We start from the raw sequence: 10,787 nt of genomic DNA, 5'->3' as shown, positions 1-10,787 counted from the left end.
CGGCGCGGAGGAACCGGAGTGTACGGGGGTACATGAGGATTCCGAGCACCGGCCGTGCCCGCCTGGCGGCTGCGCAGTAGTTTTGATAGCTGCTCTTAGTCGGTGGTGTGGAAGCGCCTAGATGAACCGCGCGACCGCTCGCCGAGCCAGCCACGCCCTGTAGCCTGCCTATGGCGCGTTCTGCGGTGGATACGCACGATTCCGATTACTACGTTGGCTAGTTCGACGCCGCAACCGTCGCGGTGTCCGGAAACCATTGCGGCAGGCGTTCGGCAAACTTGGCTGCGCACTCGTCGGCGTAGGCTTGCGCGGTCTGTTTGACCAAGGCGTAGTTGTCGGCCTCCCACTCCTCCAATGAGGCGGTGCGTGGGGTCGGTTGGCAGCTCAGGTTCACCGGGCTGGCCTTGCGCTTGAGCAAGCCGCTGCGTTCGCCACCGATGTTCACGGCATAACGCAGTTCATAAGGCGACTTTTCGTCGCCCAGGCTCTGATAGACCAGCAGCCAGTCGGACATCACGACCTGCAGCGGGAACGGTTCGACCGGAATGGCCGCCGGATGCCCGGTGAAATAACTCTTCAGATGCGTGTTGACGGCATCGCGCTGCAGAACATAGCCCGGGTTGCCGATGTCCTTGATCTTTTCGCCCTTGAGCTGGCTTTTATTGAATATGGACGCACCGGCTCCGCCATATTTCAGGGTCAACAGATTGGTGGCAATTTGCACGCCCACCAGTGCGCCGGTATGCCCACGCCGCACCACGCGCAACATCTCGTCGCCGTTGGGTTGGCCGTTGGAACCTACGCTCAGCTGCGCATGCAACGGCAGTTGCAGGGCCCAGTCTGCCGAGGGCGCCAAGGCCATCTCGTTATCGGGCAGCGCGGCGCCAGCCGTCTGGCCTTCTGCCGCAGCTACCACCAGCGTGCCGGCAGTGGCTGCCGCGGCGTGGGCGGTTGCCTGCGAAAAATCACCCGCCGCAAACGCGGGCACCACTGCGGTGGCATCTGCATTGCGCGCAGGCGTACAGAACGTGCCGGCGGCGCGCATCTGCGCTTCATGGAAGGTGATGCCGTTGATCTGATGCACGTCGGCCGACTGCCCATACTGCTCGACCAGCTTGGCGATCACCGCATCGGTGACCGGTTGCTGCGCACACACCTTGGCGGCGGCCAGGCGCGACCAGGCGAACTGCAACGCCGGATCCCAGCCCATGGCATCTTCGCCGGTGAATCCATGGTCGTAGTGATACGCGTAGATGGCCGGGTCGATCTCCTGCAGCGTCATCCCACCCTGACCGGCATAGCCTGGCGGAATGTCCTGCGCCACAGCGGTACCAGCGAGTGCACACAGCAGTGCGGCAATCAACACGTTCATGAGAGTCCTTTCCCCGGGAATGAGGGCCGCACTGCGCGCCCCCACGCAGTGCGGCAAGACAGCACCGCACATCTGTGCGGCGGTCGATGGCACAGGATTGATCCGTTGAAGACAACGTGACGTCGCCCGGCGGATCAAGTCTGCAGGGATAGTGTGGGCCGGCGCGGGGCGTTTGGCAGTCAGGGCCGTCCCCACGCCGCTGTCGGGACGTCCCCTGGCGGGCGTGATGGATCAGGCGTGCAGAATGCCGTGTGCACCTTCCTGCCAGGCACGTGGCGACCGCAACGCGGCAAGTGTGCGTACCAGCTCGCGATAGCTGTCGGCCAGTTGCGCGAACAGACTGGCATCGCTGCAGCGCGTGTCGGCCACCTCCGCATAGGCGCCACGCCCCAGCTCGATGAAGTAGTCCACGTTCAAGCGCCGCCGCTGCGCCACGCCGGGGAACAGGCCGGCAATCAGCAGACAGCCGTCGCCGACATCGCGTAATGCGTCCGCACGCACGCTGCCCGATTGCGACTGCGCATGCAGCCAAGCCAGCGCCTGAGTGCGCGACACCAGGTGCGCATCACGCTGGAAGCGCAGCAAGACAAACACCAGATAGTGCTCGCGCCATTCGTCCAGCGGCTGTGCGATGCGCTGCCCTGCCTCACGTACCAGCGCCTGCCACAGTTCGGCCGGCGCGCCCTGCTTGAAAGACTCGTGCATGTGTCCTCCTGCGTGGTGTCACCCTCGCAAGGAGCTTATGCATAACCTGGGCCACTGCGCTGGCAATGCCTGTGGTCGAGCGCTAAGCAGTGAACAGAGAGTCGCTGCGCGCCTTGCTGCTCCAGGTGCAGACGCAGCAATATCCCCGCGCACCGGCAGCGTGGTTGACAGGCGAGAGCGCCGCTGTATCCCAGGCATGCACATGCGCGTGCATGTGTTGGCTTGCAGTACATGCGCGCGATCACCATACGTTCCAGGTCGACCGCATCGAAGTGCATCAACCGCATCACGGTGACCGCATCGCACCACTGCATGCGGCTGCGCCCTGCAGTGGGATGCCCGCTGTCCGCACCGAAGCACACACCAATGCACACGCGCCGACAAAGAGTGACCTGGTTCCCGCAGCGAGACGTTGCCGCCAAGCGAGCCCGACTGTGTGATACCTGTTCGCATTCAAACGCGTGCGCATCGCTAGGATGGCCGCTGCCCGGCGAGCCCCACGCCACTGGACATCATGGTTCTGCGCTTGCAGAAGCGACATGCGCGTGCATGACGCTCTGCGCTTGCCGTCATCCATCGTCGGCCGCCGAACTGCCGAAGCGGGATCACTGCGCACGGATCTGACGCGCTCCCGCACTTCCTGGAACCGCTGCGCTTCCCTATCAGGAGTCCTCCAACATGGGTGTAAAAATATCTGTATTTTCGGTCGTTCTGGCCTCGGCGCTGTGCGTGCCCGGCAGCGATGGTCACGCTGCTGCGCAGTCTGGCAGCACACCGACAGCTCAAATCAAAGCTGCCGCAATCACTCCTGCGTCTGCGGCGTATCCCGGTCCAGCAGAAGTGCCTGCCGGCACTGCGGTGACGTTCTGGGCATCGCAACCGGTCGATCGCAATGAGACGGTGGTGGTCAGCGGCGGCAACATTCGCCCTGCCGCCACGGTGCGCCTCACCCGGCTCGAGGATGGTGCGGCAGGCAGTCCATTGGAGAAGGCAGACAGCGCCAATAACGGCTGGAGCAGCGTGACACCGACGCAAGCCACCGAACAATCGCTCAAGTTTCAGCTGCCCGATCGCGCACGCGGTGTCTACGCGTATCAGATTGTTACCGGCAATGGCGCAGGAGCGACGACGCTGGTGAATGCACCGGACATCTGGTTTGTGCAAGGCAACGTTGGCGGCGGTGCATCGCCGCGCGGCAGGCTCACTGTGTTCGGTACCGCGTTGGGCAGGATGTCGGAATCGAGCCAGCCGGTCAGGCTTGCGCTGGTCAGAAACGGCGCCGTACAGCGGATATTGACCGCCGACGCGTCGAATCCAAAAGAGGGCATGTACGCGCAAAGTTTTGCCATCCCAGCCGACATGCCTGAAGGCGACTATGAGCTGTATTTGCACAACGGCTCCGGTGGCCCAAGTGCATGGAGCCGCTATGAAAATTTCGGCGTTGGCGCAGATCGCACCGCCCCACGGCGCACCATCACAACGGTCAGCATTGCCTATCCGACCAACTGGCCGAACACGCAATGCAGGGTGGCGCCGCCGGCCGGCAATGGAGCGTCGGATGATGCCAGTTTTGCCGCCGCATTCGCCTGTGCGGCCAACGGAGGTGTGGTGTCCATTCCCGCCGGCAGATACACCTTGTCACAGCAATATGAGAAGGGATTCAATCAAAAGATTCCAAACCACGTGGTCATCGCTGGTGCAGGCAAGGACGCCACCGTGCTGTCCTTCCCAACGGCCAATAACACCACGTTGTTCAGGGGCAACGGCATCTTTTACACGCCGCCACGCCAACCCAAATGTGGTCAGCAGATCAACTGGGCCGCGAACCTGTTTGGCATACGCGACCTGGCCATCGAAGCACCGGCGATGACCGAAGGTTACGGCATCGTGTTCGAGCACATGCCGCTGACGGATCTACGCTCGGTGCCATTCGTCCGCGATATCCGGCTCACACTCGGCAAGCAAGCCGATCGCACGGCCAACGGGCCACTGACGACCGGCATCCAGGCAAGTAATGTCTCCAACCTGCAGATCAGCGGAAACGACATCACGGCCAGCAAGCCGATCACCATGGATAAGCACGTGTACGGCGCCACCGTGCAGAACAACACCCTGCGATGGCACGAGCTGGCACTGACCTTCAATCACGACGTGCAGAACGCACTCATCACGCACAACCAGCACATCTCCGCCGGTGCGCCGTACCACAAGACGCCGTCGGAGCTCGGCTTCGCTGCGCCCGGTCGTGACGTGTACTACGCAGACAATGCCAGCCAGTATCCGCAGGATGCACAGCAAAGCTGGCAGCTGACGATGGACGAAGGCATTGGCAACTATCTTGGCAAGGTCGCTGCCAGTTCGGGGACAACACTGACGTTGGCCAGCAACCCAAAAGACGTTCCGTATCTATGCGACCCCGATGGCAACTCGGTGATGATCGTCTCAGGCAAGGGGGCTGGTCAGATGCGTTACCTGATGGGCAATGCATCGCCGCTGGGCAACCGCGTGAACCTGGACCGCGCATGGGATATCCCGCCCGATCAGAGCTCCATCGTCACCATCGTGACCACGAACGGGCGGATGTTGTTCGTCAATAACGACCATGGTGGCGCCGGCCCGATCACCAACTTCTTCCCGTCCGCCGATGTCATCCACGCGCACAACCGACTGCACCGCTTTGGCGCCGGCATCGTGCAACCCAGTGGGTTCTACACCGATACCAGCTCACTGCTGACAGGCTGGCACTCGCAGATGCTCAATAATGAAGTCACTGCAGATGCGGTTGCCAATCCGTCCTCGCTCGTTGGCCAGACAGCGACATTCAACCTGCAGGGAACCAACCTCATGATCAGCGAAGGCAATCGGGAAAATGCCTGGTACACCGATGCAGTCATCAGCACCGGCATCATTCGCAATAATCGCTTCGCTGCCGGTGCGACCGGAAGCGTGGGCTTGTGGGATCGGGTGAAGAACTCGCTGATCGAGAACAACACCACGCCGGAAGTCCGCATCCAGAACGGAAACGTGAAGGATGCGTTGGTCCGCGGAAATCGCACCGCAAGCGGGCAAGCGGCGCCGGTGATCATGAATGAACCTCGCCCAGAAAACGGCAATCTGATCGTGCCGTAGCCAACGCCGTGACCGAGACGCTGTACTCACGGGTCGCAGCGTCTCGGCTTCACTGCACAGCTACAGCTATCGTAAGACGCGCGTTGCGCTGACATCGCCGATGGGGTTAACACCCTCCGGCCAACAGTCGCCGGCTGGATTCCCAGCGCTGGCTGCAACTTCTCGCAGCCAGCACTGCGATTCGGCCAAGCGCGCTTACTCCACCGTCACCGATTTAGCCAGATTCCGTGGCTTGTCCACATCGGTGCCGCGTGCCAGGGCGGTGTGGTAGGCCAGCAACTGCACCGGGATGGTGTGGATCACCGGCGACAACACGCCGGCGTGGCGCGGTGTGCGGATCACGTGCACACCGTCGGACTCGCTGAAATGGCTGTCCTGATCGGCGAACACGAACAGTTCGCCCCCCCGCGCGCGCACTTCCTGCATGTTGGATTTGACCTTTTCCAGCAGGCGGTCATTCGGCGCGATCACCACCACTGGCATGGTGACGTCCACCAACGCCAGCGGGCCGTGTTTCAACTCGCCAGCCGGGTAGGCTTCGGCGTGGATATAGGAGATTTCCTTGAGCTTGAGCGCGCCTTCCAGCGCGATCGGGTAATGCAGGCCGCGGCCGAGGAACAGCGCATTTTCCTTTGGCGAAAAACGCTCGGCCCAGACCATGATCTGCGGCTCCAGGTTCAAGGCGTGCTGCACGCTACCGGGCAGAAAACGCAGCTGCTCCAGGTAATCGGCTTCTTCGCTATCGCTGATACGCCCCTGCAGCTTGCCCAGCACCATGGTCAGCTGGAACAACACCGCCAGCTGGGTGGTGAATGCCTTGGTCGAAGCGACGCCGATCTCGGCACCGGCGCGCGTGTAGCAGACCAGCTCGCTGGCGCGCGGGATGGCGCTCTCCGGCACGTTGCAGATCGACAAGGTGTGCAGATGCCCGAGCGACTTGGCGTATTTGAGCGCTTCCATCGTGTCCAACGTTTCGCCGGACTGCGAGATGGTAACGATCAGATGCTTCGGGTTGGCATAGGCGGCGCGGTAGCGGTATTCGCTGGCAATCTCCACGCTGCATGGCAAGCCGGCGATCGCTTCGATCCAGTAGCGCGCCGTCAGGCCGGCGTAATAACTGGTGCCGCAGGCCAGGATCTGCACGCCTTCGATGTCGCGCAGCACCACATCGGCAGTGGGCCCGAACAACGATGCGGGGAAGCCCTTGGCATCGATCGCCGCTTCGATGGTGTCGGCCAGCGCACGCGGCTGCTCGTGAATTTCCTTCTGCATGAAGTGGCGGAACGGGCCCAGCTCCAGCGAGGCCAAGGAGACATCGGATAAATGCAGCGGGCGCTCCACTGCCGTGTCGGTCGCATCGAACACGCGCACGCCATCGCGGCGCAATTCGGCGGTGTCGCCCTCTTCCAGAAAGATCACTTGCCGGGTGGCCTGCACGATCGCCGAGACATCGGAGGCGACGAAGTTTTCGCCCTCGCCCACGCCGATCAGCAATGGGCAACCCATGCGTGCGCAGACGAAGCGCTCCGGCTCGGCCTGGCTCATCACCGCCAGCGCGTAGGCGCCAGTGAGTTCCTTCACCGTGCGCTGCAGCGCGCTGAGCAGATCGCCCGCATCGGCAAGATGGTGATGGATCAGATGCGCGATGACTTCGGTATCGGTCTGCGACTCGAAGGTGTAGCCGAGCGCGCGCAGCTTTTCGCGCTGCTCCTCGTGGTTTTCGATGATGCCGTTGTGCACCAGCGCCACGCCGGCACTGATGTGCGGATGCGCATTGGCTTCGGTGACGCCGCCATGGGTGGCCCAGCGGGTATGGCCGATGCCCAGGGTCGCGCCAAACTGTTCGGCCTGCGCCGCCTGGGCCATTTCCGCCACCCGGCCAGTGCGGCGCACGCGGCGTACGTGCGCGCCGTCCAGCACCGCGATGCCGGAGGAATCATAGCCCCGGTACTCCAGACGCTTGAGCCCTTCGATGAGGACCGGAACCACGTCGCGCCCGGCAATCGCTCCAACAATGCCGCACATAGGTCAGTTCTCTTCAGGAAAGCCGCGCATTTTAGCGTGTCCGCCGATGTCCGCAGCATGACCTCGACCGGACAGGCTGTCCGCGCCAGTGTCCGCGGACACTGCGGACACTGCGGCGCTTCCGAAAAAATAGATAAATATCAATAAGTTATAGGTTGGCACATGTTCTGCTTCAGCACACACACGCCACCGAGCAAGCCGATCATGATCCGCGACACCTCCGCACAGGACCAGGTACTCCGCACCTCCTCCCAGACCGCGCCATGGCGCCGTTGGCTGTGGCCGGGCATTGCCGCGCTGGCGGTCCTCGCCGGCATCGGCTGGGCGGTGAACGCCTGGAGCGCCGGCAGCCGCTCGTTCGACGCCGCCCGCGTGCGCATCGCCACCGTGAGCCAGGGCGACCTGGTGCGCGACATTGCCGCCGACGGCCGCGTGATCGCCGCCAACAGCCCGGTGCTGTACGCCATCTCGGCCGGCACGGTGACGCTGAGCGTGGTGGCCGGCGATGTGGTCAAGCAGGGCCAGGAACTCGCGCGCATCGACAGCCCGGAGCTGCGCAGCAAGCTGGCGCAGGAACAGGCCACCCTGGCCGGCCTGGAAGCCGAATCCAGCCGCGCCGCCCTGGATGCCACGCTCGCCCGTGCCAGCGCCAGCAAGCTCACCGACCAGGCCAAGATTGACAAGCAGGCCGCCGTGCGCGACCTGGAGCGTTACCAGCGTGGCTACGATGGCGGCGCGGTGCCGCAGGTGGAGCTGGCCAAGGCACAGGACACCTTGAAGAAGACCGACATCGACCTGCAACACGCGCAGCGCGATGCCGCCCTGAAGGGCCAGGGCGCGGACCTGGATTCCCGCAATAAGCGGCTGCTGGCCGACCGCCAGCGCGCGGTGGTGGCCGAAGTACAACGCCAGGTCGATGCGCTCACCCTGCTGTCGCCGTTCGATGGCCAGGTTGGCCAGGTGCAGGCGGTGCAGCACACCCAGGTGGCCGCCAATGCACCCATCCTCGGCGTGGTGGATCTGTCCAAGTTCGAAGTCGAGATCAAGGTGCCGGAAAGCTTTGCGCGTGAGTTGGCGATCGGCATGCCGGCGCAGCTCACCAGCGGCAGCGGCGAACCCTTCGCCGGCGCCATTTCGGCGGTCTCGCCGGAAGTGGTCAATGGTGAGGTCACCGCGCGCATCCGCTTCACCGACAAGCAACCGCCCGGCCTGCGTCAGAGCCAGCGCATGAGCGCGCGGGTGGTGATCGACACGCGCCGCAATGTGCTCAAGGTCGAGCGCGGTCCCTTCGTCGAGCAATCCGGTGGCAGCTACGCCTATGTGATGGAAGGCAGCACTGCCGCGCGCCGCCCGGTGAAGCTGGGCGTCAGCAGCCTGGGCGAAGTGCAGGTGCTCTCCGGCCTGCAGGCAGGCGACCGCGTGGTGGTTTCCGGCGCCGACAACTTCGGCGACGCCCCGCGCGTCACCGTGCACTGACTCGCACTCTCCTCTTTCTCTTCGCACAAGGATTTCGGCAATGCTCAAGATGCAATCGGTCTCCAAGGTCTTCCGCACCGAACAGGTGGAAACACATGCGCTGCGCTCGCTCGACCTGCATGTGCGCGAAGGCGAATTCGTCGCCGTCACCGGGCCGTCGGGTTCGGGCAAGACCACCTTCCTCAACCTGGCCGGGCTGCTGGAAACCTTCACCAGCGGGCAGTACCTGCTCGACGGCGAGGATGTGAGCCATCTCTCCGACGATGCGCGCTCGCGCCTGCGCAACCAGAAGATCGGCTTCATCTTCCAGGGCTTCAACCTGATTCCCGACCTCAACCTGTTCGACAACGTCGATGTGCCGCTGCGCTATCGCGGCATGGCCGCCGCCGAGCGCAAGCAGCGCATCGAAGAAGCGCTGACCAAGGTCGGCCTGGGCTCGCGCTTGCGCCACTACCCCACCGAACTCTCCGGCGGCCAGCAACAGCGCGCCGCGATCGCACGCGCACTGGCCGGCAGCCCGCGCCTGCTGCTCGCCGACGAACCCACCGGCAACCTCGACTCGCAGATGGCACGCGGCGTGATGGAACTGCTGGAAGAAATCAACAGCCAGGGCACCACCATCGTGATGGTCACCCACGACCCGGAACTGGCCGCACGCGCGCAGCGCAACGTGCACATCGTCGACGGCCAGGCCACGGATCTGGAACGCAACCCCAGCCTGATGCGTGCGCCCGCCGCCGCATCCACCCTGGCCGACTGAGGAGCACGGCATGTTCGGCTATTACTTCAATCTCGCGGTGCGCAGCTTCCGCCGCAACAAGGTGCTCACCGCACTGATGGTGCTCGCAATTGCGCTGGGCATCGGCGCCAGCATGACCACGTTGACGGTGTTCTACATTCTGTCCGGCGACCCGATCCCTGAGAAAAGTGGCGTGCTGTTCCATCCCCAATTGGATGCGCGCTCACTGGGCTATCAAGACGACGACGCACTGAATCAATTGACGCGTTTCGATGCCGAAGCACTACTCCGTGAGAAACGCGGAGACCGGCAGGCCCTGATGAGCGCCGGCACCGTTCCCTTGGAGCCGGAGAACAAATCGTTGCGCCCAATGATGCTGGACGCACGGTACACCTCCGTTGATTTCTTTTCGATGTTCAACGTGCCGTTTCTCTATGGCGGCGCTTGGACAACCAATGACGATGGCAGCCGTGCGCGGGTCGTGGTGCTGTCGGAGGCGCTCAACAAAAAGTTGTTCAATGGCGAAAACAGCGTTGGCCGCACGGTCAACGTCAACCGCAACATCATGCGGGTGGTAGGCGTTATTCGCGATTGGCGCTTGACGCCGGCGTTCTACAACTTGGGCGGCAGAGCCTACGACAAGCCCGAGCAACTCTTGCTGCCCTTCAGCACCGCGATGGAGCTGAAGCTTTCAAGCAGTGGTCAGCGTTCGTGCTGGGGCGAGAGCATTTCACCGGAAGACATCAATGCCTCTTGCTCCTGGGTTGAATACTGGGTGCAGCTGAATAGCCCGCAAAAAGTCACGGCCTACCGCCAGTACCTTGAAAACTATTCGGATCAGCAACATCGTGCTGGGCGCTACGAGCAGCCGACCAACGTCCAGTTGCGTAGTGTGATGGAGTGGCTGGACTTCCAGAAGGTGGTTCCCAGCGATGTCCGTCTACAGACATGGTTGGCCTTCGGATTTCTGTTGGTGTGCCTGGTCAATACGGTTGGCCTGCTGCTCGCCAAGTTCATGCGCCGCAGTGGAGAGATCGGTGTGCGACGGGCACTGGGCGCAACCAAGCGCAGCATCTTCGCGCAGTCGTTGGTCGAGGCCGGAACGATCGGTTTGGCCGGCGGCATCCTGGGGCTGGGTCTCGCCATGCTGGGCCTGTGGGGCGTGCGTCAACAACCCGCTGAATATGCGGATCTGGCAAAGCTTGACCCGGTGATGCTGCTGGCGACATTTGCGCTTGCGCTCTTGGCGAGCGTCGTGGCCGGGATGCTCCCCGCATGGCGCGCTTGCAGCATCCCTCCTGCCATTCAACTCAAAGCGCAGTGAGCTGACCTTTCGAACAG

General features: G+C 63.2%; 7 protein-coding genes. 4 read left to right on the top strand and 3 right to left on the bottom strand.

The features are described from left to right. Nucleotides 1-217: 217 nt before the first annotated feature. Nucleotides 218-1,372 (bottom strand): hypothetical protein, encoded by a 1,155-nt coding sequence (locus tag QRM89_RS16460; protein ID WP_285448499.1) that lies wholly within the window; start codon nucleotides 1,370-1,372, stop codon nucleotides 218-220. Between the two features lie 231 nt (nucleotides 1,373-1,603). Further along, the gene (locus QRM89_RS16455) at nucleotides 1,604-2,077 is read right to left on the bottom strand and encodes a hypothetical protein (RefSeq protein ID WP_115003867.1); all 474 of its coding nucleotides are present in this window, start codon (nucleotides 2,075-2,077) and stop codon (nucleotides 1,604-1,606) included. Between the two features lie 678 nt (nucleotides 2,078-2,755). Between QRM89_RS16455 and QRM89_RS16450 the strand changes: the two genes are divergently transcribed. Continuing rightward, entirely contained in the window at nucleotides 2,756-5,206 is a 2,451-nt protein-coding gene (locus QRM89_RS16450; protein WP_285448498.1) for a hypothetical protein, read from the top strand. 195 nt (nucleotides 5,207-5,401) lie between these two features. Here QRM89_RS16450 and glmS read toward each other — a convergent pair whose 3' ends face one another. Further along, nucleotides 5,402-7,231 carry a glutamine--fructose-6-phosphate transaminase (isomerizing) gene (gene glmS, locus QRM89_RS16445; RefSeq protein ID WP_285448497.1) on the bottom strand — a complete coding sequence of 610 codons (1,830 nt, stop codon included), beginning with the start codon at nucleotides 7,229-7,231 and terminating at the stop codon, nucleotides 5,402-5,404. Between the two features lie 204 nt (nucleotides 7,232-7,435). Between glmS and QRM89_RS16440 the strand changes: the two genes are divergently transcribed. The 3 genes from QRM89_RS16440 to QRM89_RS16430 are packed head-to-tail and all read left to right on the top strand — an operon-like array spanning nucleotide 7,436 to nucleotide 10,770. Beyond that, nucleotides 7,436-8,707, top strand: a complete 1,272-nt coding sequence (locus tag QRM89_RS16440; RefSeq protein ID WP_042594627.1) for an efflux RND transporter periplasmic adaptor subunit — start codon at nucleotides 7,436-7,438, stop codon at nucleotides 8,705-8,707. Nucleotides 8,708-8,747: 40 nt separating this feature from the next. Further along, nucleotides 8,748-9,467 (top strand): ABC transporter ATP-binding protein, encoded by a 720-nt coding sequence (locus QRM89_RS16435; protein WP_057673335.1) that lies wholly within the window; start codon nucleotides 8,748-8,750, stop codon nucleotides 9,465-9,467. A 10-nt stretch (nucleotides 9,468-9,477) separates the two neighbouring features. Further along, nucleotides 9,478-10,770, top strand: a complete 1,293-nt coding sequence (locus QRM89_RS16430; RefSeq protein WP_285448496.1) for an ABC transporter permease — start codon at nucleotides 9,478-9,480, stop codon at nucleotides 10,768-10,770. The last annotated feature ends 17 nt before the right edge of the window (nucleotides 10,771-10,787 follow it).

It is taken from the genome of Xanthomonas sp. LMC-A-07 (assembly GCF_030208825.1).
Classification (GTDB): domain Bacteria; phylum Pseudomonadota; class Gammaproteobacteria; order Xanthomonadales; family Xanthomonadaceae; genus Xanthomonas; species Xanthomonas campestris.
This window is presented reverse-complemented; position numbering and strand designations above follow the sequence as displayed.

What these genes read in the sequence shown, in the direction of transcription:
- QRM89_RS16460 (WP_285448499.1), bottom strand. Translation starts at nt 1,372, where the DNA reads ATGAACGTGTTGATTGCCGCACTGCTGTGTGCACTCGCTGGTACCGCT.
- QRM89_RS16455 (WP_115003867.1), bottom strand. Translation starts at nt 2,077, where the DNA reads ATGCACGAGTCTTTCAAGCAGGGCGCGCCGGCCGAACTGTGGCAGGCG.
- QRM89_RS16450 (WP_285448498.1), top strand. Translation starts at nt 2,756, where the DNA reads ATGGGTGTAAAAATATCTGTATTTTCGGTCGTTCTGGCCTCGGCGCTG.
- glmS (WP_285448497.1), bottom strand. Translation starts at nt 7,231, where the DNA reads ATGTGCGGCATTGTTGGAGCGATTGCCGGGCGCGACGTGGTTCCGGTC.
- QRM89_RS16440 (WP_042594627.1), top strand. Translation starts at nt 7,436, where the DNA reads ATGATCCGCGACACCTCCGCACAGGACCAGGTACTCCGCACCTCCTCC.
- QRM89_RS16435 (WP_057673335.1), top strand. Translation starts at nt 8,748, where the DNA reads ATGCTCAAGATGCAATCGGTCTCCAAGGTCTTCCGCACCGAACAGGTG.
- QRM89_RS16430 (WP_285448496.1), top strand. Translation starts at nt 9,478, where the DNA reads ATGTTCGGCTATTACTTCAATCTCGCGGTGCGCAGCTTCCGCCGCAAC.